This is a genomic window from Micromonospora sp. BQ32, from assembly GCF_059358895.1.
Genome location: NZ_JCADBI010000005.1, coordinates 353,578 through 378,453, shown reverse-complemented (window position 1 = coordinate 378,453; position 24,876 = coordinate 353,578). Strand labels below are relative to the sequence as shown.

The following is a 24,876-nucleotide window of genomic DNA, read 5'->3' as shown; positions in this document are numbered from 1 at the left end:
GCTCCGGCCCTTCGATCGGTGCCGACTGGCTTGATCATTGCGATGCCGGCTTGTCCAGACCTTCGACAAACCTTGAACGCCGAGGTCACGAGATCCGCGAACGGGACGCCAACCTGGAGGTCGCCAGCCTGCGGTGGTGCACGCTGGGCGGCGCACGGATGTAACGGCTGCCAACTCCACGGCGCCAAGGGTGCGGTCATCGGTCCGGTCCTCGTTGACGAGGAAGCGACCTGGTCCATCGGCGGCGCTGAGCTGGAGGCGTGGTTCTCGGCGCAGGGCGCGGGGCACGTCCAGGTGGTGGGCTGACGCCTGCGCACAGACGACTCAGGGCCGGTCCCCGTGGGGCCGGCCCTGTCGTTCGTGCTGCTCAGGCGAGCGGAGGATACGAGATTCGAACTCGTGAGGGTGTAAACCCAACACGCTTTCCAAGCGTGCGCCCTAGGCCTCTAGGCGAATCCTCCGCGAGCCAGAATACAGGCCCGTGTCGGGCGGGCCACCCCACCACCCCCTGAAGATCGACGGGCGGTCGGGTAGGCTGGGCGTCACCTCCCGTGCGGCGGTATCTCGTGAACCTCCCCAGGGCCGGAAGGCAGCAAGGATAAGCGAGCTCTGCCGGGTGCACGGGAGGCCTTTTTGTCTGTGGGCCGGTTGATCCACTCGGCATCCATGATGTCGCGGTGTCCCGGCCACGCGGACACCGCGGTTTCCAGGAAGCCGAGTTGATCCGGCCCTGGCGGCCCGGTCGATCAGCACGGCATCCGCGGCGCCGGGGTGGTGGGTGGTCACCCGCGCCCGACCGGCGCAGAATGGCTCGGTCGAGAGGAGGCGGGACGAGTGACGCTGGCGCTCTACCGCAAGTACCGGCCGCGTACCTTCGCTGAGGTCATCGGTCAGGAGCACGTGACCGAGCCGCTGTCGCAGGCGCTGCGCAGCGGACGGCTCAACCACGCCTACCTCTTCTCCGGCCCCCGTGGCTGCGGCAAGACCACCAGCGCCCGGATCATGGCCCGCTCGCTCAACTGTGAGCAGGGCCCCACCCCCGAGCCGTGCGGCAAGTGTGACTCCTGCCGCTCGCTGGCCGCCGACGGCACCGGCTCGATCGACGTGATCGAGATCGACGCGGCCAGCCACGGCGGTGTCGACGACGCCCGCGAGCTGCGCGAGCGCGCCTTCTTCGCGCCGGCCAGCAGCCGCTTCAAGATCTACATCATCGACGAGGCGCACATGGTCTCGACCCAGGGCTTCAACGCCCTGCTCAAGCTGGTCGAGGAGCCCCCGGAGTACGTCAAGTTCATCTTCGCCACCACCGAGCCGGAGAAGGTCCTCGGCACGATCCGGTCGCGGACCCACCACTACCCGTTCCGGCTGTTTCCGCCGAAGGTGGTCCGCCCGTACCTGGAGCAGCTCACCCAGGCCGAGGGCGTCGCCGTCGAGCCGGCGGTCTTTCCGCTGGTGGTCCGCGCCGGTGGCGGCAGCATGCGGGACAGCCTCTCGGTGCTCGACCAACTCATCGCCGGTGCCGGCGCGGAGGGGGTCAGCTACGCACGGGCCGTCGCGCTGCTCGGGGTCACCGACTCGGCGCTGATCGACGAGATGTGCGACGCGCTGGCCGCCGGTGACGGCGCGGCCGCGTACGCCACCGTCGACCGGGTCGCCGAGGCCGGGCACGACATGCGCCGGTTCGCCTCCGACCTGCTGGAACGGCTCCGCGACCTGATCGTGATCCAGCAGGTGCCGGACGCCGCCGCGAAGGGTCTGATCGACGGCCCGGCCGACCAGATCGAGCGGATGGCAGCCCAGGCTTCGCAGCTCGGCTCGGCCACGCTGTCCCGCTGCGCCGACATCGTGCACAACGGGCTGGTGGAGATGCGCGGCACCACCGCGCCCCGCCTGCTGCTGGAGCTGATCTGCGCCCGGATGTTGCTGCCCGGCGCGGACGACTCCACCGGCGGCCTGCTCCAGCGCCTGGAGCGGATGGAACGCCGGCTCACCCTGGGCGGCACCGACGCGGCGTCGGCCGCTGCCGGCTCCGCGCCAGCCACCAACCCAGGGGTACGCCCACAGCCAGCCACCCCGGTCCCGGCTGCCGCCACCCCGGCACCCGCGAACGCCCCGACCTCCGCACCGCCGTGGGCGGTCGACCCGGCAGCGTCCCCGACCCAGGGCGCTGCGGCCTCGGGCACTTCCGCCTCGGCCGCTTCGGTCACCGGGGCACCCGCCTCGCCCGCTCCGACCTCCGGTGCGCCGGCCTCGTACGTCTCGGCGGCCGACTCGCCGATCCCGGCGTCCCCCGGTGCGTCGACCGCCCCCGCTGACCAGGCCGTACCCGTCTCGCCCGCCGGGCCGGCCCCGCGTCGCGTGGTGCCACCGTCGGCGGTGCTGCCCGACCCGGCCACGCCCGCGCCGCCCCGACCGGGCGCGCCGGCCGCCGCGCTGGACGCGGTCGCGGTCCGCCGTGTCTGGCCGGACGTGGTCGGCAAGGTCAACCGGACCAACAAGCGGATCGCCGCACTGATGCGGGACGCGGTGGTCCGCGAACTCGACGGCGACATGCTGGTGCTGACGGTGAAGTCCACCGTGCTGGCCAAGATGATGGCCGACCACGCGGCGGTGCTCACCGACGCGCTCTACGAGGAGTTGGGCGGGCGCTGGCAGATCCGGTGCGAGGTGGCCGGTGAGCGCGGTGGCGTGTCGCTGTCCGGCTCACCGCGCCCGCAGCCCGCCTCCCCGGCCCGACCGGCCGCACCGCCAGCCACGCCGGAGACGCCGCCCGCCGCGACCCCGGCTGCCACCACCGGCCCGACGAGCGCGCCGCCCGCCCCAGCGCCAGGCTCGAACGCCGCGCCAGGCTCGAACGCCGCGCCAGGCTCGAACGCCGCCGGGCCGGGTGGTGCCGTACCCAACGCCCCGACCGCAGTTGCCGGTCCGACGAAGGCGCTGCCCACCGCGGTGAACCCGACCGGCGCTGCCGGCCCGGCTTCGCGCGGCGGTGTCGGCGCGGGCTCCGGCGGTCACGGTGCTGGTCGGCAGGGCGCAGCGCCGTCCGCCCCGGCCGCGGACGACGAGGACGACTGGCCGGAGGCGGCCCGCCCCGGCGGCGGTGCCCCGACCGCCGAGGCGACGGATGACGAGGACTGGCCGGAGGCCGCCCTACCCGGCGGCGCGTCGGTCGGGAACCAGGCGAGCCCTGGCGGCTCCCACTCGGCAGCGGCGTCGACCGGCGCGAACGGCAGCGCCGCGAACGGGAGCGACCCCAACGGCGGCAGCGACAGCGGTGGCCCCAACGGCACCGGACCAGGCGGTTCGGGTGGCCCCGGGGCCCCGGCCGGTGGCGGTAAGCCGGGCGGGCGGGGTAACCCGACACCGGCGGCCCGGCAGCCGGCGTCAGCCGGTGGCGCGCCGGTGAGCAGCGCCATCGCCGCGGCTCGCGCGGCGGCGGCGGGGCGCGGTCCGCGTACCGGAGCGGCAGCCCGGCCTGTCGCGGACGCCGAATGGGCCGGCGAGCCGCCCTACGACCCGGACTTCGACGGTCCGGCGCGGGCCGGTCGGCCCGGCGGCGCGGCGTCGGCCCCGGCCTATGAGGGGTTCGACCCGGGCGACGAGCCGTTGGACGAGATCATCGACGAGAAGACCGCGCGGGAATCCAGCGAGGAGCAGGCAGTACGGCTGCTCCGGGAGACCTTCGGCGCCGAGAAGATCAACGAGATCGACGCCCGCTGACAACTCCGCCCCGACTCGGCGATCTTGCAGTTTCGGTCGCCGTCCTGCGCAGAATGCTGGCTTATGTCGAGGCAGAAAGTGCAAGATCGCGCGGGGAGGGGGTCTCGGCTAGGAGGACGCCGAGGTAGCAGGCCCAGAGTGGGAAGGGTAGGACGGCTACCCGTTCCATGCCGCCTACCCCGATAGCTAGGCCCTGTTGGGCGGCGAACAGCGTGGTCCCGGCCAGCGCGATGAGCCCGGCGGTGAGGGTTAGCCGTCGCCACCTGCCGAGCGCCGTGTTGCCTGGTGCGAAGCCGGCGAGGAGCAGGCCGATGTTGCCCATCCCCATGATCAGGAATGCGCCGAGGACGTGCAGGTTCTCGTCGACGTCGGCCGGGTAGAGGGCCGCGAGTGCGTATCCGCCGGTGGCCAGCAGCAGCAGTGTCTGGGCCGAGCGCACCACCGGGCCGTGGCCGAGGATCCGCCAGGTCAGCAGGAGCCCGACGGCGAGCAGTACGGCGGTGGCCAGTGTCGCGGTGTTCATCAGTGCGTGCCACGGCGAGCAGACGTAGCGGGGGCGGGTGGTGTCCCAGATGCCGCAGTGGGCGTTGCCGAGGTCGCTGATGTTGTGGGTGGCCCAGCTGTAGGCCGGCTCGCGCCACCGCAGCCCGGTGATCAGGCTGGCGACGAGGAAGATGGGCGCGGCCGCGAGCCAGCACAGCGCGCCTACCCGGCCGGTGCGGTTGAGGTTCATGCCACGAGCAGACCAGTGCGACGGGTCCGGGTGCACTACCCCCAGATGGCCGGTTCGGGGTAGGGGTAGCAGTACCCGGAAGGCTCGGCGTGGACGGACGCACCGGGCGGGGCGAGGTCGGTCCCAGCGGATAGGCTGAGCGGCGGTCGAGCAGACGAGTGCGAGAAGGAGCCATCCCGTGCGCCCAGGTGGACAGCCGAACATGCAGCAGATGCTGAAGCAGGCGCAGAAGATGCAGCAGCAGATCGCCGCCGCCCAGGCCGAGCTGGCCGAGGCCGAGCTGACCGGCACCGCCGGTGGTGGGCTGGTCACCGCGACCGTCTCCGGCTCCGGTGAGCTCAAGGCCATCAAGATCGACCCGAAGGCTGTCGACCCGGACGACGTGGAGACGCTGGAGGATCTGGTCGTCGCGGCCGTGCACAACGCCGCCGAGGCGGCCCGGGAGCTGACCGAGCGCAAGATGGGCCCGGTCGCCGGCGGCATGGGCGGCCTCGGCCTGCCCGGTTTCTGAGCCGGCAGATGTACGAAGGTGCCATCCAGGATCTGATCGACGAGCTGGGTCGGCTGCCGGGCGTGGGCCCGAAGAGTGCTCAACGGATCGCGTTCCACGTCCTCTCGGCGGATCCGGCCGACGTCAACCGGCTGGCCGGCGCACTGCGCAAGGTCAAGGAGCTGGTGCGGTTCTGCACGACCTGCTACAACGTGGCCGAGTCCGAGCAGTGCCGGATCTGCCGCGACCCGCGCCGCACCGAGGAGGTGCTGTGCGTGGTCGAGGAGCCCAAGGACGTGGTGGCCATCGAGCGGACGGGTGAGTTCCGCGGTCGCTACCACGTGCTGGGCGGCGCGATCAATCCGCTGGAGGGGATCGGCCCGGACAATCTGCGCATCCGGGAGCTGATGATCCGGCTCGGTGGCGGCGGGGTGCGGGAGTTGATCCTGGCCACGGATCCCAATACCGAGGGCGAGGCGACCGCCACCTACCTGGCGTTGATGGTGAAGCCGATGGGCATCTCGGTGACCCGGCTGGCCAGCGGGCTGCCGGTCGGCGGCGATCTGGAGTACGCCGACGAGATCACCCTCGGTCGGGCCTTCGAGGGGCGCCGCGCGGTCTGATCCCCTGACGTACGGCCGGTGGCCGGCGCCCGGATGGGTGCCGGCCACCGCTGCGTCTCTGCCCGGAAATGATCTGACACCTGTGCCCTCATCGGGGCTGTTCGACGTAACAGTTTGGCATCGCGGGTGCTGATTGATCGGTTTTTGCCGGTGTTTACCTAAGAATCGAATGTCAAGCGGCGGTTGAGGCACGATCCGATACCAACCGTCCACTCAGCGGTTTCCGGGTGGACGCATCGGGAGCTATGGTCACCGCCATCGGTGACCCCTGTCACCACGTTGTCCGTACCCCCAAGGACGAGGTGAAGCACACATGCGTGCACCCAGGCCGAAGGTCGCGATCGCGGCCATCGCGGTCGCGGCCCTCGCGGTAGCAGGCTGCGCCGAGAGCAACCGCGACGACAAATCCGGCGGTAGCAAGAAGGACACCCTCGTCTTCGGCGTCGCCGGAGACCCGAAGGTGCTCGACCCGAGCTTCGCCAGCGACGGTGAGTCGCTGCGCGTGGCGCGTCAGGTCTTCGAGACCCTGGTCCGACCGGAGGAGGGTGGCACGAAGGTCACCCCCGGCCTGGCCGAGTCCTGGACCCCGGACGCCGCCGGCACCACCTGGACCTTCAAGCTCCGCTCGGGCGTGAAGTTCCACGACGGCACCGACTTCAACGCCGAGGCCGTCTGCGTCAACTTCAACCGCTGGTACAACGCCAAGGGCCTCATGCAGAGCCCGGACGTGACCGCGTACTGGCAGGACGTCATGGGCGGCTTCGCCAAGAACGAGAACGCGGATCTCCCGCCGAGTCTCTTCAAGTCCTGCGCCGCCAAGGACGCCACCACTGTGGACCTGTCCTTCACCCGGGTCTCCAGCAAGATCCCGGCCGCGCTGATGCTCCCCTCGTTCTCCATCCACAGCCCGAAGGCGCTGCAGGAGTTCGACGCGAGCAACGTCGCGGGCACCGCCGAGGACATCAAGTACCCGGCGTACGCGACGGAGCACCCGACCGGCACCGGCCCGTTCAAGTTCAAGACCTGGGACGTCGCCAACAAGACGCTGACCCTGGAGCGCAACGAGGACTACTCGGGCGCCAAGGCCAAGCTGAAGACCCTCATCTTCAAGACGATTTCGGATGAGAACGCCCGCAAGCAGGCGCTGCGCTCCGGTGACATCCAGGGCTACGACCTGGTTGGCCCGGCCGACGTCGAGCCGCTGAAGAGCGAGGGCTTCAACATGCTCACGCGCCCGGCGTTCAACGTGCTCTACCTGGCGATGAACCAGAAGGGCAACCCGAAGCTCGCCGACATCCGCGTCCGGCAGGCCATCGCGTACGCCCTGAACCGTCAGCAGTTGGTCACCTCCAAGCTGCCGCCGGGCGCCAAGGTCGCCGACAACTTCATGCCGGACACCGTCGAGGGCTGGAACGGTGACGTCACGAAGTACACCTACGACCCGGCCAAGGCGAAGGCGCTGCTGGCCGAGGCCGGCGCGTCGAACCTGACGCTGAAGTTCCACTACCCGACCGAGGTCACCCGGCCGTACATGCCGAACCCGAAGGACATCTTCGAGTTGCTCTCGGCGGACCTGAAGGCCGTTGGCATCACCGTCGAGGCGATCCCGCTGAAGTGGAGCCCGGACTACCTGAACGCCACCACCTCGGGTAGCAAGCACGACATCCACTTCCTGGGCTGGACCGGTGACTACGGCGACGCCTACAACTTCATCGGCACCTTCTTCGACCGGCCGAAGGACGAGTGGGGCTTCAACAACAAGGCCCTCTTCGACCAGTTCAAGGACGCGGACGGCACCGCCGACATCGCGGCCCGGACCGAGAAGTACAAGGCCCTGAACAAGGCCGTGATGGACTTCCTGCCCGGTGTACCGATCTCGCACTCGCCCCCGGCGATCGTGTTCGGCAAGGACGTGACCGGCGTCAAGGCGAGCCCGCTCACCGACGAGCGGTACGCGACCGCCGAGTTCAAGTAAGTCCTGATCTGACGCAGCAAGGAACGCGGGCGGGCGCTGTCGCACAGCGCCCGCCCGCAACCCTCCGCACCCCTTCGAGGCCGCCGTGTTCCGGTTCATTGTCAGGCGCCTGCTTCAGCTGATACCCACGCTGTTCGGGCTCTCCCTCCTGCTCTTCATCTGGCTCCGCCGACTTCCCGGCGGCCCCGAGACCGCCATCCTCGGCGAGCGCGGCACACCCGAGATGCGGGCCGCGATCCGCCGCAACATGGGGCTCGACGAGCCCATCCTGGTGCAGTACGGCCGTTTCGTCCGGCGGATGATCAAGCTCGACCTGGGCACCTCGACCTCCACCAAGCGGGCGGTCACCACGGAGTTCATCGAGCGCTTCCCCGGCACCGTCGAGCTGACCATCACCGCGATGATCATCGCCATCGGCGTCGGCATCCCGCTGGGCTACCTGGCCGCCCGTCGTCGCGGCCGTTTCCTGGACCACGCGTCCGTGGGCGGCTCGCTGATCGGCATCTGCATCCCGGTCTTCTTCCTGGGCTACGTGCTCAAAGCGATCTTCTCGGAGAACCTGCACTGGTTCCCGTCCAGCGGCCGGCAGGATCCGACGCTCGGCGCGACCCGGGTCACCAACTTCTTCGTCCTGGACGGGTTGATGACCCGTGAGTGGGACGCCGCCGCCGACGCGCTCTGGCATCTGGTGCTGCCCGCCATCGCGCTGGCCAGCATCCCGCTGGCGATCATCGTCCGGATCACTCGGGCGAGCGTGCTCGAGGTGCTCAACGAGGACTTCGTCCGGACCGCCGAGGCGAAGGGCCTGACCGAGCAGACGGTCCGTCGCCGGCACGTGCTGCGCAACGCCATGCTGCCGGTGGCCACCTCGATCGGTCTGCTCGCGGGCGGCCTGCTCTCCGGCGCTGTGCTGACCGAGACCGTCTTCGCCTTCAGCGGCATCGGAGCGTTCGTCGCCGAGGCCATCGGCCAACGCGACTATCCGGTGCTGATGGGCTTCATCCTGATCATCGCGGTGGTGTACGTGCTGGTGAACCTCCTGGTCGATCTCTCCTACAGCTTCATCGACCCGAGGGTGAGGGTGCGATGACACTCAGCCCAGGCAAGAAGCGCGAAAAGATCGACCGGCTCTCCGAACTGGCTGCTCGGGACGACGAGCGGGGCGTCAGCCTCTGGCAGGAGGCGTTCCGCCGGCTGCGTGGCAACCCGGCCGCGATCGTCGGCGCGGTCATCCTGGCGCTCTTCGTGCTGGTCGCGGTGGTCGGCCCGTTCCTCGTGCCGTACGCGCCGACCGACACGATCGGCATCCGGGAAGGGCTGATCAAGCCGGGTGTCATTCCCGGCCCGACCGGCGAGCACTGGTTCGGTTACGACCACCAGGGCCGGGACGAGTTCAGCCGGATGATCGTGGGGGCCCGTCAGACCCTGCTGGTCGGCGTGGTCTCCACCCTGATCGGTCTGGCGATCGGCGCGCTGATCGGTGGCGTCTCCGGTGCTGCGGCCGGTCTCGGTGGCCGGTGGGGGCGGTGGATCGACACCACCCTGATGCGCTTCATCGACATGCTGCTGGCGATGCCGAGCCTGCTGCTGGCGGTGAGCATCGCCGCCCTGCTCGGGGCCAGCCTGACCACGGTGATGATCGCGGTCGGCGTGGTATCGGTGCCGGTCTTCGCCCGGCTGCTGCGCGGCTCGATGATCTCCCAGGCCAACAGCGACTACGTGCTGGCGGCGACCTCGCTCGGCGTCAAGAAGTCGAAGATCGCGCTGACCCACGTGGTGCCCAACTCGCTCGCCCCGGTGATCGTGCAGGCCACGCTGACCCTGGCCACCGCGATCATCGAGGCCGCGGCGCTCTCCTTCCTCGGCCTCGGCAACCCGGACACCGCCGTACCGGAGTGGGGGGTCATGCTCGCCGACGCGCAGCAGTACCTCGGCATCCGGCCGTCACTGGCGATCTACCCGGCGGTCGCGATCATCATCACCGCGCTCGGCTTCACCCTGCTGGGTGAGGCGATGCGCGAGGCCCTCGACCCGAAGCTGCGGAAGTAGGCCCGGAATGTGTGAAGCGCGAGGAGTGAGCTTGCGAGCCCCGCAGTCGCGAACGGAGGGCCGGTAATGGCACTGCTCGAAGTTGAAGATCTTTCCGTCACGTTCGCTCGCCGCGGCCAGCGGGCCGTGCACGCGGTCGACGGGGTGTCCTTCTCGGTCGACGCCGGTGAGGTGGTCGGCCTGGTCGGCGAGTCCGGCTGCGGCAAGAGTGTCACCTCGCTCGCGATCATGGGTCTGTTGCCCAAGCAGCCCGGCCTGCGGGTCGGCGGCAAGGCCGTCTTCGACGGCACCGACCTGCTCCAGCTCGACGACCGGTCGCGGCGGGACATCCGGGGTCGGGACATCGCGATGATCTTCCAGGACCCGCTCTCCTCGTTGAACCCGGTGATCCCGATCGGGTTGCAGGTGACCGAGGTGCTCACCCGGCACCGGGGGATGAAGGGCGAGGCCGCGGCGAAGGAGGCGGCGGCGCTGCTGGACCGGGTCGGCATCCCCGACCCGAAGCGGCGGCTCAAGGAGTACCCGCACCAGCTCTCCGGTGGGATGCGCCAGCGTGCGCTCATCGCGATGGCGGTGGCCTGCCAGCCTCGGCTGTTGATCGCCGACGAGCCGACCACCGCGCTGGACGTCACCATCCAGGCCCAGATCCTGGAGCTGCTCAAGGAGCTGGTCCGGGACTCCGGCACCGCGCTGTTGATGATCACGCACGATCTCGGCGTGGTGGCGGGCATGTGCGACACCGTCAACGTGCTCTACGGCGGCCGGGTGGTGGAGACGGCCCGCCGTCGTCCGCTGTTCCGCCAGCCGCGGCACCCGTACACCGTGGGTCTGCTCGGCTCGGTGCCGCGCCTGGACGCCGGGCGGGGCGAGAAGCTCAACCCGATTCCCGGTTCGGTCCGCGACCTGCTGCCCTGGCCGGACGGTTGCGCGTTCGCCCCGCGCTGCGCCCGGCGGGTCGACGAGTGTGTGGGTGAGCCGCCGGAGCTGGTGCACGCGCACGACGGACGGAGCTACCGGTGCGTCAACCCGGAGCCGGTGCCGGGCCTGGTGCCCGCCCCGCGCGAGGAGGAACCAGCATGAGCGAGAACGACATCCTCGTCGAGGTGCGCGACCTGAAGGTGCACTTCCCGATCAAGCGGGGGGTGCTCTTCGACCGGGTGGTCGGCCAGGTGAAGGCCGTCGACGGGGTCGACCTGAGCATCGCCCGGGGCAAGACGTACGGCCTGGTGGGTGAGTCCGGCTGCGGCAAGTCCACGTTGGGTCGGGCGCTGCTCCAGCTCACCCCGCCGACCGCCGGCGAGGTCAGCTTCGACGGCGTCGAGCTGACCACGCTGCCCTCCGGCAAGCTGCGCAGCATGCGTCGCCGGATGCAGATGATCTTCCAGGACCCGATGTCCAGCCTGGACCCCCGGCAGAACGTGGAGTCGATCCTGACCGAGGGCCTGCAGACCCACGGGATCGGCACCGACCGCACCGACCGTCGACGGATCATCGGCGAGACCCTGGACGCGGTCGGGTTGCCCCGCTGGGCGCTGTCCCGCTACCCGCACGAGTTCTCCGGCGGGCAGCGGCAGCGCATCGGCATCGCCCGCGCGCTGGTGCTCGGGCCGGAGCTGATCGTCGCCGACGAGCCGGTCTCGGCGCTCGACGTGTCGATCCAGGCCCAGGTGGTCAACCTGCTGGACGAACTCCAGGACAGCCTGGGGCTGACCTACCTGGTGATCGCGCACGACCTCGCGGTGGTCCGGCACATCTCCGACACGGTCGGCGTCATGTACCTGGGGGCGCTGGTTGAGGAGGCGCCGAGTGACCGGCTCTACACCGAGCCGCTGCACCCGTACACCCGGGCGCTGATGTCCGCGGTGCCGGTGCCGGACCCGGACGTGGAGGACCGCCGGGAGCGGATCCTGCTCGCTGGTGACCTGCCGTCGCCGGCCAACCCGCCGTCCGGCTGCCGCTTCCACACCCGCTGCCCGTGGGCGCAGCCCACCCGCTGCGCCGACGAACGACCGGTGCTGCGGGAGATCGGCGCCAGCCGGGTGGCCTGCCACTGGGCCGAGCAGATCGCCAGCGGCGAGCTGCGCCCGCACGGGGTCAGCGCGCAGATCGTCCGACCCGAGGGCGAGGGGGACGCGCCGGCCGTGGTCTCCGCGCCCACCGAGCCCGGCTCGTACGTCTGAGACTGGACGCGGTGCCGGCGCTCGTCAGCCCTCGGGGCGGTTCAGCAGCCCCACCGCGACGCCGTGCACCGCGTCCAGCCCAGCCGGATCGGCCAGCGTGACCGAGGTGCCGGTCACCGCGTACCACTCGTCCGCGTCCTTGTACTGCACCCGCAGGGTGACCTTGCCGTCCGCGTACTCGGTGCGCAGCGTCAGGTCACCGGTGACGACGCCGACCTCGTCGGTCATCACGCCGCCGGGGCCGGGCACGATGTCGGTGGTGCGGCTCTGCGGGCCGGCCGCGCCGCCCGAATCCGCGACCATGCCGGCACCCGGCACGGCGGCGGGGGTCTCGGCGGTGCCGTCGGCGGTCATGCCGGCGGCGGACGGGCCGCTCTCTCCGGCGGCGGTCACGAATCGCTCCCCACTGAACAGCCCTCCAACATGTCGGTCAGGGCGGCCTTCTCGGCGCTGGTCACCGTCAGCCGCCAGTGATGCTTGACCGTCACCCAGTCCTGGGCGTACTTGCACCAGTAAGACCGGTTTGCCGGCTTCCACTGGGACGGGTCCTGGTCACCCTTTGCCCGGTTCGAGGAGGCGGAAACCGCGAAAAGCTGCGGACGGGTGGTGTCGTTGGCGAAATCGCCACGCTTCGCGTTGTCCCACTCGTCGGCACCCGAGCGCCACGCGTTGGCCAACGGCACCATGTGGTCGATGTCCACGTCGGAGGGATCCGAGAAGCTGCGACCGTCGTACACGCTCTCCCAGCGCCCACCGACCACGTTGCAGCCGGAGAGCTTCACGTCCTTGCCGTCGCGCTGGAGGATGCTGTCCCGGACATCGCAGTTCTTGCCGGTGTCCCGCCAGTGCGGGAACCGCTCCCGGCTGTAGCCCTTCATCGAGCCGGCGGTAGCGACGGTGAGCTGGCTCAACTGCTCCGCAGCGTTGCCGCCGTCGTTCGGCGGCGGTGTGGTCGGCTCATCCTGCGGGACGCAACCGGCCACGCCGAGCGCCAGCGCCGCGGCAAGCGCGGCCACCGCCGCTCGCGGTCCTGATCTGGTACGCACAGACGACACCTCTCCAGCTTGGGGGCTCCCGGCGATTGCGCACAGTACCCGGGAACGGTTTCGGCGTTTCGTGGCGTCTCCCACATGATGCAAGGCAGATTGGTGGGATGACCGCACCCGTACCGGCGACCGCCCTCCGGATGGGCACCACCGCCGGCCGGGGCACGCTGCTCGCCGCCGTACTCGCCTCTGGCATGGTCTTCCTCGACAGCACCGTCGTCAACGTGGCGCTGCCGAAGCTCGGGCAGGACCTCGGCGCGAACGTGGCCGATCTCCAGTGGACCATCAACGGCTATCTGCTGATGCTGGCGGCGTTCGTGCTGCTCGGCGGCGCGCTCGGGGACCGCTTCGGCCGGCGACGCATCTTCCTCATCGGCGTGCTCTGGTTCACCGCCGCCTCCGTGCTGTGCGGGCTGGCCCAGGGCACCGGTTGGCTGATCGGGGCCCGGTTCCTCCAGGGCGCCGGTGGCGCGCTGCTCACGCCCGGGTCGCTCTCGGTGCTCCAGGCGAGTTTCCATCCCGACGACCGGGGCCGGGCGATCGGTGCCTGGGCCGGGCTGTCCGGGGTGTCCACCGCGCTGGGCCCGTTCATCGGGGGCTGGCTGATCGACGCGCTCTCCTGGCGCTGGATCTTCTTCCTCAACCTGCCGATCGCCGTGCTGGTGCTGCTGGCCGCCCTGCGCTGGGTGCCGGAGAGCCGGGACGAGAGCGCCTCCCGGACCCAGGGACAGGGTGCGGCCCGACGGCGGTTCGACGTCGCCGGAGCCCTGCTCGGAGCGCTCGCGCTCGCCGGCGTCACCTACGCCCTGATCGACGCGCCGGCCCGCGGCTTCGACTCCGCCGAGGTGCTGATCGCGGCCCTGGTCGGGGTGCTCTCCGCGGTGGCCTTCGTGCTGCTGGAGCGGCGGCGTGGCGACGCCGCGATGCTGCCCACCGGGCTGTTCAGCAGCCGACTCTTCTCGGTGCTGAACCTCTTCACCGTGGTCGTCTACGCGGCGCTCGGCGGCTTCACCTTCTTCTTCGCCGTCTACCTCCAGAACGTGGTCGAGTGGTCGGCCTTCCGCACCGGCATCGCGCTGCTGCCGATGACCCTGCTGCTGTTGGTCGGGTCCGCGCGAGCCGGTGCGCTGTCCGCACGGATCGGCCCACGGCTGCCGCTCGCCATCGGACCGGTGGTCGCCGCGGTCGGTCTGCTGCTGCTGCGCGGCGTCGGACCGGGCGCGTCGTACTGGCGGGACGTGCTGCCCGGGGTGCTGCTCTTCGGCATCGGATTGACCCTGGTGGTGGCGCCGCTGACCGCGTCGGTCCTGGCCGCCGTGCAGGACCGGTTCTCCGGGGTGGCCAGCGGCTTCAACAACGCCGCGTCCCGCGCCGGCGGCCTGCTCGCGGTGGCGGCGCTGCCGCTGCTGGTCGGGCTCTCCGGCGGCGGGTACGAGCAGAAGGCCGAGCTGACCGACGCGTTCCGGGCCGCGATGGGGTGGTGCGCCGGGCTGCTCGTGGCCGGCGCGGTGCTGGCCCTCGTGCTGGTCCACCGACCGCCCCGGCAAGCCCCGCCGTCCCAGCCCTGCCACTCGCTGCCCGCCGCGACACCCCCGAAGTAGGGAGCCACCTCGGAGGTGTCGCGCGTAGGTCAGCGGCGGGCGCGGTTGACGGCGCTGGTTACCGCCTTGATCGACGCGGTGACGATGTTGGCGTCGGTGCCGACACCCCAGACCGTCTTCCCGTCCACCTCGCACTCCACGTACGCGGCAGCCTGCGCGTCACCACCGGAGGAGAGCGCGTGCTCGTGGTAGTCGAGCACCCGCACGCCCACCCCGACCGACTGGAGCGCGTTGACGTACGCGTCGATCGGGCCGTTGCCGACCGCGGCGAGGGACCGCTGCTCGCCGCCCACACCGACCTGGGCCTCGATCTCGACCTTGCCGTCCGCCGTGCCGATCGTGTAGCCGGCCAGCCGGACCGCCGGGTCGGGCTGGTGGTCGAGCAGGTAGTGCGTCGCGAAGATCTCCCACATGGCGGCCGGGTCGACCTCGCCACCGTCGTGATCGGTGACCTGCTGCACCACCCCGGAGAACTCGATCTGGAGCCGGCGCGGCAGGTCCAGTTGGTGCTCGCTCTTCATGATGTACGCGACGCCGCCCTTGCCGGACTGCGAGTTGACCCGGATGACCGCCTCGTAGGTGCGGCCCAGGTCCTTCGGGTCGATCGGCAGGTACGGCACCGCCCAGGTGTGCTCGTCGACCGGTACGCCGGCCGCCTTCGCGTCGGCGGCGAGGGCGTCGAAGCCCTTCTTGATGGCGTCCTGGTGCGAGCCGGAGAAGGCGGTGTAGACGAGGTCGCCCGCGTACGGGTGGCGCTCGTGCACCGGTAGCTGGTTGCAGTACTCGACAGCGCGCCGGATCTCGTCGATGTTCGAGAAGTCGATCATCGGGTCGATGCCCTGGGAGAAGATGTTCAGCCCCAGGGTCACCAGGTCGACGTTGCCGGTGCGCTCACCGTTGCCGAACAGGCAGCCCTCGATCCGGTCCGCGCCGGCGAGCAGGCCCAGCTCGGCGGCGGCCACGCCGGTGCCGCGGTCGTTGTGCGGGTGCAGGCTCAGCACCACGCTGTCCCGGCGCGGCAGGTGCCGGTGCATCCACTCGATCGAGTCGGCGTACACGTTGGGGGTGGCCATCTCGACGGTGGCCGGCAGGTTGATGATCAGCGGTCGGTCGGGGGTCGGGTCGATCACGTCGATCACCCGGGAGCAGACCTCCAGCGCGTACTCCAGCTCGGTGCCCGTGTACGACTCCGGCGAGTACTCGTAGAAGATCTCCGTGTCCGGGGTGTGGATCTCCGCGTACTTCTGGCAGAGCCGTGCCCCGGTGGTGGCGATGTCGGCGATGCCGTCCCGGTCCAGGCCGAAGACCACCCGCCGCTGGAGGGTGGAGGTCGAGTTGTAGAAGTGCACGATGGCCCGCTTCGCGCCGCGCAGCGACTCGAACGTCCGGTCGATCAGGTGCTCCCGGCACTGCGTGAGCACCTGGATGGTGACGTCGTCCGGGATCATGTCGTCTTCGATGAGCTGCCGGACGAAGTCGAAGTCGGTCTGGCTGGCCGACGGGAAGCCGACCTCGATTTCCTTGTAGCCCATCTGGACCAGCAGCTGGAACATCCGGCGCTTGCGCTCCGGCGACATCGGGTCGATCAGGGCCTGGTTGCCGTCGCGGAGATCCACGGCGCACCAGCGGGGGGCGGCCTCGACGGTGCGGGTGGGCCAGGTGCGGTCCGGCAGTTCGACCCGGAACTGCTCCCGGTACGGCTGGTAGCGGTGGAACGGCATCCGGCTGGGGCGCTGCCGGGCGATCGGATCGGTCTCAGCGTCGGTGACAGGTTGAGCCATCTCAGAGTGCTCCCTGGAACATGTGGCGTCAGCAGATCGGAAGGTGTCGGCGAAGTGCCGGGCGGCGATGCGCGGCGGTGCCGAGAGGAAGTTCGGATGTGCTGGACGGCGCGATGCGACTCCGCGACGAGGTGCCGGCCGGTCAGGCCTCGTCGCGGCGGCTAAGGAGGAGAAGCGCCTGCCACATGACCAGGTCACCCTACGTGATGGAACGGGGGGTGGAAAGACAGGTCCGGACTATGGGACCGGGGTCATGGCCGGCGTCGTGGCCTCGGCAGCCAGCCGCGGCGTCCGTCAGGCCCAGGCCACCACGGGTGTGATCGCCAGCCCGACCAGCGCGAAGATCGCTCCCGTCGGTAACCAGAACGCCGGGGATGTCTCCCGGTTCCGACAGGGTCGACACGTCCTGCACCGCAGCACCGACGCCGCGAGGGCCCCGGTCCGGGCCGGCCGGGCGGGCGAGCCCTCGATCAGCGCAGCAGCAGGTCGGCGACCGGACGGCGGCGACGCAGGCCGGTCTCCCGGGCGCGCAGTTCGGCCGGGAGGGCGAACGGGTCCCCGAGTCGGCCGACGGCGGCGACCACCAACGGGCGGACGCCGCCGGGCAGGTCGAGTTCGGTGGAGAGGCCGGCCCGGTCGAACCGGGTGAGCTGGTGCACGTGCAGGCCGAGCGCGGTGGCCTGCACGGTCAGGTGGGCCATCGCCTGCCCCAGGTCGTACGCGGCCCGCTCGGTGTCGAGGCCGGTGTGGGCGCCGACCACCAGAGTCGCGGCGTGCCGGATCCAGATCTGGTCGTCGACCGGAAGGTTGATCAGGATCCGTTTCCAGGTCTCGTCGTCGCGGTGGCCGAGGGCGAACCGCCAGGGCTGCCCGTTCTCCGCCGACGGGGCCCAGCGCGCGGCCTCCAGGAGCGAGGCGGACTCTTCCGGGGGCAGCTCGGCGCTCGGGTCGAAGGCTCGTGGACTCCAGCGGTAGGCGAGCAGCGGGGTGAGATCGGCCATACGACGGATCGTCCTGTATGGGTGATTCGCCCCTCGGGTGGGGGTGGGTGAATGTGGGCAAGAGCACCCGTAACGGGACGAAGATCAGGGCGTTCCCGCGCCCGGGCTCCCCGACGGGTCGGGGGTCGGCGGCGCCGCGGTGTCGAGCGGCTCCCGGTCGACCACCACCGGGCCGGCCAGCTGCACGGTGGCCGGCGCCGGGCCGGGTGGAGCGGCCAGCCTCAGCGTCCCGGCCCCGGTCCGGACGCCGGTCGGCGTGCCGTCCCCGTCGTAGCAGTAGATGCCCACATCCAGCGGGGCGTTGAGCGACGCCGAGGTGGAGTCCACCGAGTAGCAGGTGCCGGTGAGGCCCTCGGGCGCGTTGGCCGGGGCCACCGCCAAGGGGGCGCGTCGGTCGGTGAGCACGTACAGCCAGTCGGTGAGCAGATGCTGGACCCGGGGGTCGGACCGGCGCGGGATCGCGTCGTCGCGATCACCCAGGCGTACGCAACTCGCCGACTCGGTATGACCGGTCGACGGCAGGGCGCACTGGAACAGCCCGTCGGCCGTGCTGGCCATCGAGACGTCGGCGGTGCCACCCAACGCGCCCCCCGGCACGTCCACCCGCCAGCTGCCGTCGTTCGCGCTGGTGAACACGACGGTGCGATCCGGCTGGCCCGCCTGGCTGTACACGTACTGGGCCACCAGGTGACGGTCCTGAGCCGCAGCGGCCAGCGCGGCCAGCTCATCCCGCGCGGCGTCCACCTCTACCGGCCCCGGATCGGCGGGCGGCGGGGTCGGCGGTTGCTCACTGGTGCAGGCGGCCAGGAGCGTCGGCAGGGCGAGGACGAGCGGCCCGAGCACGCGGCCGGCCGAGCGGATGAGGTCGGGCACCGGCCCATTCTGGTGGGTGCGGGCGGTTGGTGGGTGCCGACGCGTACCGGGTTCGTTCCGGCGTGTCGGGCGGGGCGTCCGCGCGTACCGCCCGACCTGGTGGGACCGGCTTGGCCGGGCCCGGGCGGGCCGGATGGTGGGATCACCTGACCCGGCCTCGTGACCTGCCGGATACCCTCATGGGGTCTGACACGCGCCGCCGGCCCCGGTTCCGGCGGCGTCGGCACGCTCAGGGTCGCTGGGAGGGAGTGCACTTTCGTGGCACTCGTGGTGCAGAAGTACGGCGGGTCCTCCGTCGCCAACGCGGAGCGGATCAAGCGGGTGGCCGAGCGCATCGTCGCCGCCCGCAAGGCCGGCGACGACGTGGTGGTGGTGGTCTCGGCGATGGGCGACACCACCGACGAGCTGCTCGACCTGGCCAACCAGGTCAGCCCGCTGCCGCCGGGCCGCGAGCTGGACATGCTGCTCACCGCCGGGGAGCGGATCTCCATGGCCCTGCTGGCCATGGCCATCCACAACCTGGGGTACGAAGCCCGCTCGTTCACCGGTTCGCAGGCCGGCGTGATCACCACCTCGGTGCACGGTCGCGCCCGGATCATCGACGTCACCCCCGGGCGGCTCAAGGGCGCGCTCGACGAGGGGTCTGTGGTGATCGTGGCCGGCTTCCAGGGCGTCTCGCAGGACACCAAGGACGTCACCACGCTGGGCCGCGGTGGTTCGGACACCACCGCCGTGGCGCTCGCCGCCGCCCTGCACGCCGACGTCTGCGAGATCTACACCGACGTGGACGGCATCTTCACCGCCGATCCTCGGATCGTGCCCAACGCCCGGCACATCCGGCACATCACCTACGAGGAGATGCTGGAGCTGGCCGCGTGCGGCGCGAAGGTGCTGCACCTGCGTAGCGTGGAGTACGCCCGGCGGGCGGGGTTGCCGATCCACGTCCGTTCGTCATACTCGACCAACACCGGCACGATGGTCACCGGATCGATGGAGGACCTTTCCGTGGAGCAGGCACTGATCACCGGGGTCGCGCACGACCGCAGCGAGGCCAAGATCACGATCGTCGGGGTGCCCGACGAGCCGGGTGCCGCCGCGCGGATCTTCGACACCGTCGCCGGTGCCGAGATCAACATCGACATGATCGTGCAGAACGTCTCCACCGAGGGCACCGGCCGGACGGACATCTCGTTCACCCTGCCCAAGGCCGACGGTCCTACCGCGATGGCGGCGCTCAGCAAGATCCAGGAGCCGGTCAAGTTCAAGGGCCTGCTCTACGACGACCACGTCGGCAAGGTCTCGCTGATCGGCGCGGGCATGCGCTCGCACCCCGGCGTGGCTGCCGGCTTCTTCGCCGCGCTCGGCGCGGCCGGGGTCAACATCGAGATGATCTCCACCTCCGAGATCCGGGTCTCCGTGGTCTGCCGGGACACCGACCTCGACGCCGCCGTCCGCGCCATCCACGACGCGTTCGAGCTGGGTGGCGACACCGAAGCCGTGGTCTACGCGGGGACGGGTAGGTAGCGCCGATGACGGCGCTGCCCACCCTTGCCGTGGTCGGGGCGACCGGTGCCGTCGGCACCGTGATGTGTGAGCTGCTCACCGGGCGGCGCAACGTCTGGGGTGAGATCCGGCTGCTCGCCTCCGAGCGCTCCGTCGGGCGCCGGGTGCGCTGCCGGGGCGAGGAACTCGTCGTCCAGGCGCTGACCCCCGAGGCTTTCGACGGGGTCCAGGTGGCCATGTTCGACGTGCCCGACGAGGTCTCCGCCGAGTGGGCGCCGATCGCTGTCGCCCGGGGCGCGATCGCGGTCGACAACTCCGGCGCGTTCCGGATGGACCGCGACGTCCCGCTGGTCGTTCCGGAGATCAACCCCGAGCAGGTCCGCAACCGACCCCGGGGCATCATCGCCAACGCCAACTGCACCACCCTCGCGATGATCGTCGCGGTCGCGCCGCTGCACCGCGAGTACGGCCTACGGGAGCTGGTGCTCGCCTCCTACCAGGCGGTCTCCGGAGCCGGTCAGTCCGGCGTCGACATCCTGCACGACCAGCTCACCAAGGTCGCCGGCGATCGGGCACTCGGCTCGCGCACCGGCGACGTACGCCAGGCGGTCGGCGACGACCTGGGCCCGTTCCCGGCACCCATGGCGCTCAACGTGGTGCCCTGGGCCGGCTCCCCGGCGGACGGCGGCTGGTCGTCGGAAGAGATGAAGATCCGCAACGAGTCGCGGAAGATCCTCGGCCTCCCCGACCTCAAGGTCTCCGCCACCTGCGTCCGGGTGCCGGTGGTCACCGCCCACTCGGTCGCCGTGCACGCGGTCTTCGCCACCGAGGTCGACGCCGAGGGGGCCCGCGAGGCGCTCCGCAACGCCCCTGGGGTGATCCTGGTCGACGACCCGGCGGCCGGGGAGTTCCCGATGCCGATCGACGCCGTCGGCACCGACCCGTCCTGGGTCGGCCGGATCCGCCGCGCCCTGGACGACCCGCGCGCCCTCGACTTCTTCGTCACCGGCGACAACCTCCGCAAGGGCGCGGCCCTCAACACCGCCCAGATCGCCGAACTCCTCGCCAAGGAACTCCGCACCGCCTGACCGCTCCCCGCCCCACCCCGCTGCGGCGATCTTGCAGTTTCTGCGCCGGCACAGGGGATGAGAGCGACAAAACGGCGACCGAAAGTGCAAGATCGGCGGGGGTTAGGCGGCGGAGAGTAGGACGCCGTCTCGGCCTTGGCGTTTCACCGCGTAGAGGGCCTGGTCGGCTCTCTTCAAAGTGCGGTCGGGGGTCTCGCCGGGGCGCGGTAGGGCGACGCCCACGCTGATCGTGCGGCCGATGCGTCGGGCCGCCTCGGTCAGCCGTTCGGCGATCCGAACCGCCTCCTCCGGGCGGCTCACCTCGATCACCGCGACGAACTCGTCGCCGCCGATCCGGTACAACTCGTCCCCGTGCCGCAGCGCACCCTCCAGCGCCCGGGCCAACCCGACCAGCACCCGGTCGCCGGCCTGGTGGCCGTACGTGTCGTTCACGGTCTTGAAGCCGTCCACGTCGATCGCCAACAGGGCCGTACGCCCGGGGGTGGCCGCCGCGATCCGCTGCCCGAACGGGCCGGTGTGCCGCAAACCGGTCAGCGGGTCGGAGCTGGCCTGCTCCCGCAGGCGGACCAGCGTGCGCAGTCGGTCCACGCTCGTCCAGGCCTGCCCGGCGAGCAACTCCATCAGGCTGACCGTGGTCGGGTCCGGGCGCAGCGCCCGTTCGTCGGCGACCAGCAACACCCCGCCGGCCTCCGTCGGCCCGACCGGCACGGCGACCAGCGTGCGGACCCCCGCCCGGGTCAGCGGCCGGTAGTCCTCGGTCGGCGGATGTCCGGCCTCGCCCAGCGTGTACCCGGCGCCGTACCGGTGTGCCCGGTCGACCATCCGGTCCAGGGCGGCCGGACCCGCCCCGGCCAACTCGGCCCGGATCCGGGTCTCCAGGTCACTCGGCGTCGCCGGGGACGGGCCGAGCTGACCGCCGATCAGCAGCAGCGCGGTGGAGAGCGTGGAGACCTCCCGGGCGGCGCGAGCCGCGGCCCCCATCACCTCCCCCTCGGTCGGCGCGGCGGAGAGCGCGGCGGCGTGCCGGAGCAGCTTCTCGCTGCGGCTCTCCGCCGGTGGGCCACCGAGGGCGGCGATCCGTGCGCCGAGCCGGTCGGCCAGCCGCTGCGCGGTCTCCCGCCACGGCTCCAGGTCGGTCGGCTCACTCCATTGCAGGTCGAGTACGCCGATCGCCCGGCCCGTCGGATCCAGCACCGGTACGCACAGCTCGGCGGTCACGTCCGGGCGTACCGGTAGGTAGTCCGGGTCGACGGTGACGTCCGGAACGGCGGCGGGAACGCCGGTGGCGTACACCCGGCCGACGATGCCGGTCCGCGCCGGCACGGTGGCGAAGACCTGCCAGGCCCCGGTCGCCGCGACGCAGCGCAGGCGGTCGTGGACCGCGAGCAGCACGGAGATGGTCGCCGGGGTGTGGCGGGACAGCGCGGTGACCGTCCATCGACACGCCTCCGGCGTGCTCGACGCCATCGGCAGGCGAACGGTGACGTCACGGATGACTCGCTGATGATCCACTCGCACGTCGTTCCAGGTAGGGGAGGGGCCCGGCCGACGCCGAACCGCTCGATCAAGCGTACTCACGATGGCGGGGAGCCAGCCGGGCTTCGTACACACGTGCTATCCACAGGCTGTGGACGCAGCCTGTGGACGCGTGCCCGCCAGCGCCGCGCCCTCAACTCGGCCCCCGGGAGGCCGCGCCCGGCGATAGCGTGGAGCACCCGGCGCCGAGGAGGCGAGCCCATGCTCATCGCCCAGCTCAGTGATCCGCACCTGACCACCGGCCTGCTCGCCGCCGAACCGGCCGCCGGGTTGCACCGAGCGCTCGGCCGGGTGCTGGCGTTGCGACCCCGACCGGACTGCGTGGTGATCAGCGGCGACCTGGCCGACCACGGCCAGCCCGACGAGTACGCGGCGCTGCGCGAGGTGATCGGCCGGTTCCCGCTGCCGGTGCACCTGACCACCGGCAACCATGACGACCGGGAGTCCCTGCTCGACGCGTTCGGCGGCACCCCGTGGCTCGGCGGCGGCTTCTCGGCCTACTACCACGTCGACCACGAGGCGGCGTCCGTCGTGGTGCTCGACTCGCTCGTCCCCGGCAGCGACGGCGGCCAACTCGGCGAGGAGCAGCTCGGCTGGCTCGACGGGGTGCTGGCTGGGCGGCCCGAGGTGCCCGCCGTGATCTTCCTGCACCATCCGCCGGTCGCGGTCGGCATCCCCGCAGCGGACTCCATCCGGCTCGCCGACGGGGACGCGCTCGCCGAGGTGATCGGCCGGCACCGGCACGTCGTACGGGTCGGCGCCGGCCACCTGCACCGCCCGGTCACCACGGCGTACGCGGGCACGGTCCTCACCGTGGCACCCAGCACGTGGAAGCAGAGCACGCTCACCATGAGCGCCGACGAGCAGATCGGTTGGGTCGCCGAGCCCACCGCCTTCCTGCTGCACGCGGTCGAGGCCGGCGGCTGCGTGACCCACACCGTGCAGGTGAGCCACTCCGCCGGGCGGACCTGCGGCTTCTGAGGGCGCCGTCGTGCTGGTCTGGTACGTCTCGTACGGCTCGAACATGCACGCCGCCCGGCTGGGCTGGTACATCGGTGGTGGCTGCCCACCCGGCGGAAAGCGGACGTACCCGGGCTGCCGCGACCGGCGTCCACCGAGCCGGTCGGCGCCCGTGTCGCTGCCCGGCGGCATCTACTTCGCCGGCGAGTCCGGTGCCTGGACCGGCGGCATGGCCTTCTACGACCCGCACCTGCCGGGCGAGGCCGCGGCCCGCGCCTACCTGGTCACCCTGGAGCAGTTCACCGACATCGCGGCACAGGAGATGTACCGCCCGCCGGGCGACAGCGCCGACCTGATCCCCGCGACCGGCGCGGCCATCGACACCGCCGTCACCGACGGACGGGCCACGCTCGGCCCGGGACGGTACGAGACGCTGGTCTGCCCGGGCAGCCGCGACGGCGTACCGATGCTCACCTTCACCGCCCCCGAGGGGGCGTCAGCCGCGCGGTGCCGACCACCCGCGCCGATCTACCTCGGCATGATCGCCCGGGGGCTGCGCGAGTCGCACGGCTGGCCGGCCGAGCGGATCGCCACCTACCTCGCGGCCCGGCCCGGCGTGGCGGGCGCCTGGCCACCGGACGCCGTGGCCGCCCTGGTCGACGAGGCGCTGGTCAACGGCTGATCCGCCGGCTTCCTGCCGCTTGGGCGGTGCGCTGTCGAGGTGTCGTCAGCCGAGCAGGAACTCGCGCAGCGCGGGGGCCAGGGTCGTCGGTGGTACGTCGTGATAACCGCCGTCGAGGCTGACGGACCGGCCCCCCGGGACCGCCTCGGCCGCGGCCCGACTCGCGTCCCGCAGCCACTGTGGACTGCCGGTGCTGTCCAGCGCGAGGGTCGGCACGGTGATGCCCGCCAGCCGGTCTGCGGGGAGTCGCCCTCCGGCGGTGATGATCGAGTCGTACACCAGGGTGTGCGCGACCGCCGTCAGGCCACCCCACATCGGTTGCGACCGCATCCCGGTGATCTGCTCGGCCGGCAGCCCCACCGAGGCGCTGAGAAAGGTCTCCACCGCGCCGTCCCGGTCGTCGGCGGCGATCAGCTCGATGAGCTGCGGGGTGATGTCCTTGCGGACGCCCACGTGCGGGCCGACCTGGAACGGTGGCTCGAAGATGACCAACTTGGTCACCGGCAGGCCCTGTGCGGTGGCCAGGGCGGCCAGGACCGCGCCGGAGGAGATGCCGTAGACGGCGGCGGAACCACCTGCCGCCGCGATCAGGGCAGCCAGGTCGTCGATCTCGCGGCCGACCTCGTACGGCGCGGTGTCGCCGCTGTAGCCCCGACCCCGACGGTCATAGCTGAAGGCGGTGAAATCCGGTGCCAGCGCCGCGCCCAGGTCGCGGGTCGCGTGGCGATCGCTGAACGCGCCGCCGACCAGGATGACCGCCGGCCCGGCACCGGACCGCTCGAACGCGATCGGCGTGCCGTCGACCGATCGCACCTGCTCCGCCACGGGTGTCGTTCCGCTCACGATGCCGCCCCCAGTCCTCGTTGATTGTCCCGTCCTTTCTAGACCCTGGGTCCGACGTTGTCCGGCAGACCGCGTTAAACGGTGATCGATAGCAACCTCCGCGTACGCGCTGCTCCGATGCGCTGCCCGGGTCGACCGGTGGGCGTCCGGATGAGAGGCTGTCTGGGCGGGGGCCATGCTCAACCACCGTCA

Annotated in this window: 21 protein-coding genes, 1 tRNA gene and 1 other RNA gene; 14 read left to right on the top strand and 9 right to left on the bottom strand. The window is 71.4% G+C overall.

Going from position 1 to position 24,876, the window contains the following annotated elements:
* Positions 1–376: 376 nt before the first annotated feature.
* Positions 377–461: transfer RNA gene (locus AC5L30_RS13880), tRNA-Ser, on the bottom strand.
* Between the two features lie 82 nt (positions 462–543).
* Between AC5L30_RS13880 and ffs the strand changes: the two genes are divergently transcribed.
* Positions 544–633: signal recognition particle sRNA small type (ffs, locus tag AC5L30_RS13875), an RNA gene on the top strand.
* A gap of 201 nt (positions 634–834) precedes the next feature.
* Positions 835–3,720 carry a DNA polymerase III subunit gamma and tau gene (locus AC5L30_RS13870; RefSeq protein WP_494867611.1) on the top strand — a complete coding sequence of 962 codons (2,886 nt, stop codon included), beginning with the start codon at positions 835–837 and terminating at the stop codon, positions 3,718–3,720.
* A gap of 61 nt (positions 3,721–3,781) precedes the next feature.
* Here the strand turns inward: AC5L30_RS13870 and AC5L30_RS13865 are convergent, their stop codons facing one another.
* Entirely contained in the window at positions 3,782–4,453 is a 672-nt protein-coding gene (locus tag AC5L30_RS13865; RefSeq protein WP_494867609.1) for a DUF998 domain-containing protein, read from the bottom strand.
* A gap of 202 nt (positions 4,454–4,655) precedes the next feature.
* Between AC5L30_RS13865 and AC5L30_RS13860 the strand changes: the two genes are divergently transcribed.
* From AC5L30_RS13860 to AC5L30_RS13830, 7 genes are all read left to right on the top strand, one after another.
* Entirely contained in the window at positions 4,656–4,964 is a 309-nt protein-coding gene (locus AC5L30_RS13860; RefSeq protein WP_007466279.1) for a YbaB/EbfC family nucleoid-associated protein, read from the top strand.
* Between the two features lie 8 nt (positions 4,965–4,972).
* On the top strand, positions 4,973–5,566 hold the full coding sequence (gene recR / locus AC5L30_RS13855; protein ID WP_238657997.1) for a recombination mediator RecR: 594 nt from the start codon (positions 4,973–4,975) through the stop codon (positions 5,564–5,566).
* A 313-nt stretch (positions 5,567–5,879) separates the two neighbouring features.
* On the top strand, positions 5,880–7,541 hold the full coding sequence (locus tag AC5L30_RS13850; protein WP_494867607.1) for an ABC transporter substrate-binding protein: 1,662 nt from the start codon (positions 5,880–5,882) through the stop codon (positions 7,539–7,541).
* An 85-nt stretch (positions 7,542–7,626) separates the two neighbouring features.
* Positions 7,627–8,631, top strand: a complete 1,005-nt coding sequence (locus tag AC5L30_RS13845) for an ABC transporter permease (RefSeq protein ID WP_030328131.1) — start codon at positions 7,627–7,629, stop codon at positions 8,629–8,631.
* Entirely contained in the window at positions 8,628–9,590 is a 963-nt protein-coding gene (locus tag AC5L30_RS13840) for an ABC transporter permease (protein WP_494867606.1), read from the top strand. The genes AC5L30_RS13845 and AC5L30_RS13840 overlap by 4 nt, the downstream gene beginning before the upstream one ends.
* Before the next feature lie 66 nt (positions 9,591–9,656).
* Positions 9,657–10,670, top strand: a complete 1,014-nt coding sequence (locus tag AC5L30_RS13835; RefSeq protein WP_494867605.1) for an ABC transporter ATP-binding protein — start codon at positions 9,657–9,659, stop codon at positions 10,668–10,670.
* Positions 10,667–11,770, top strand: a complete 1,104-nt coding sequence (locus AC5L30_RS13830) for an ABC transporter ATP-binding protein (protein WP_494867604.1) — start codon at positions 10,667–10,669, stop codon at positions 11,768–11,770. Before AC5L30_RS13835 ends, AC5L30_RS13830 begins: the two co-directional genes overlap by 4 nt.
* 24 nt (positions 11,771–11,794) lie before the next feature.
* On the opposite strand, the gene AC5L30_RS13825 is transcribed toward AC5L30_RS13830, so the two are convergent.
* Both AC5L30_RS13825 and AC5L30_RS13820 read right to left on the bottom strand, forming a co-directional pair.
* Positions 11,795–12,184, bottom strand: coding sequence for a hypothetical protein (locus AC5L30_RS13825; RefSeq protein WP_387173827.1), 390 nt, complete (start codon positions 12,182–12,184; stop codon positions 11,795–11,797).
* Positions 12,160–12,816, bottom strand: a complete 657-nt coding sequence (locus tag AC5L30_RS13820; RefSeq protein ID WP_494867603.1) for an HNH endonuclease family protein — start codon at positions 12,814–12,816, stop codon at positions 12,160–12,162. The genes AC5L30_RS13825 and AC5L30_RS13820 overlap by 25 nt, the downstream gene beginning before the upstream one ends.
* Positions 12,817–12,923: 107 nt before the next feature.
* Between AC5L30_RS13820 and AC5L30_RS13815 the strand changes: the two genes are divergently transcribed.
* Complete coding sequence (locus AC5L30_RS13815; RefSeq protein ID WP_494867602.1) at positions 12,924–14,417, top strand: MFS transporter; 1,494 nt, start codon at positions 12,924–12,926, stop codon at positions 14,415–14,417.
* Positions 14,418–14,446: 29 nt separating this feature from the next.
* Here the strand turns inward: AC5L30_RS13815 and leuA are convergent, their stop codons facing one another.
* From leuA to AC5L30_RS13800, 3 genes are all read right to left on the bottom strand, one after another.
* Positions 14,447–16,198 carry a 2-isopropylmalate synthase gene (leuA, locus tag AC5L30_RS13810; protein ID WP_494867601.1) on the bottom strand — a complete coding sequence of 584 codons (1,752 nt, stop codon included), beginning with the start codon at positions 16,196–16,198 and terminating at the stop codon, positions 14,447–14,449.
* Positions 16,199–16,668: 470 nt separating this feature from the next.
* Positions 16,669–17,199, bottom strand: coding sequence for a nitroreductase family protein (locus tag AC5L30_RS13805; protein WP_494867600.1), 531 nt, complete (start codon positions 17,197–17,199; stop codon positions 16,669–16,671).
* A gap of 84 nt (positions 17,200–17,283) precedes the next feature.
* Positions 17,284–18,072, bottom strand: coding sequence for a hypothetical protein (locus AC5L30_RS13800; protein ID WP_494867599.1), 789 nt, complete (start codon positions 18,070–18,072; stop codon positions 17,284–17,286).
* A gap of 258 nt (positions 18,073–18,330) precedes the next feature.
* On the opposite strand from AC5L30_RS13800, the gene AC5L30_RS13795 reads away from it, so the two are divergent.
* Both AC5L30_RS13795 and AC5L30_RS13790 read left to right on the top strand, forming a co-directional pair.
* Positions 18,331–19,596, top strand: coding sequence for an aspartate kinase (locus tag AC5L30_RS13795; protein ID WP_151491046.1), 1,266 nt, complete (start codon positions 18,331–18,333; stop codon positions 19,594–19,596).
* 5 nt (positions 19,597–19,601) lie between these two features.
* Positions 19,602–20,663, top strand: coding sequence for an aspartate-semialdehyde dehydrogenase (locus AC5L30_RS13790; protein ID WP_494867598.1), 1,062 nt, complete (start codon positions 19,602–19,604; stop codon positions 20,661–20,663).
* A 102-nt stretch (positions 20,664–20,765) separates the two neighbouring features.
* Here the strand turns inward: AC5L30_RS13790 and AC5L30_RS13785 are convergent, their stop codons facing one another.
* On the bottom strand, positions 20,766–22,175 hold the full coding sequence (locus tag AC5L30_RS13785; protein ID WP_494867596.1) for a GGDEF domain-containing protein: 1,410 nt from the start codon (positions 22,173–22,175) through the stop codon (positions 20,766–20,768).
* 225 nt (positions 22,176–22,400) lie between these two features.
* On the opposite strand from AC5L30_RS13785, the gene AC5L30_RS13780 reads away from it, so the two are divergent.
* Both AC5L30_RS13780 and AC5L30_RS13775 read left to right on the top strand, forming a co-directional pair.
* Positions 22,401–23,180: a phosphodiesterase gene (locus tag AC5L30_RS13780; protein WP_494867595.1), complete on the top strand. Its 780-nt coding sequence runs from the start codon at positions 22,401–22,403 to the stop codon at positions 23,178–23,180.
* A 10-nt stretch (positions 23,181–23,190) separates the two neighbouring features.
* The gene (locus AC5L30_RS13775) at positions 23,191–23,841 is read left to right on the top strand and encodes a histone deacetylase (RefSeq protein ID WP_494867594.1); all 651 of its coding nucleotides are present in this window, start codon (positions 23,191–23,193) and stop codon (positions 23,839–23,841) included.
* 45 nt (positions 23,842–23,886) lie between these two features.
* On the opposite strand, the gene AC5L30_RS13770 is transcribed toward AC5L30_RS13775, so the two are convergent.
* Positions 23,887–24,684, bottom strand: coding sequence for an alpha/beta fold hydrolase (locus AC5L30_RS13770; protein ID WP_494867592.1), 798 nt, complete (start codon positions 24,682–24,684; stop codon positions 23,887–23,889).
* Positions 24,685–24,876: the final 192 nt, after the last annotated feature.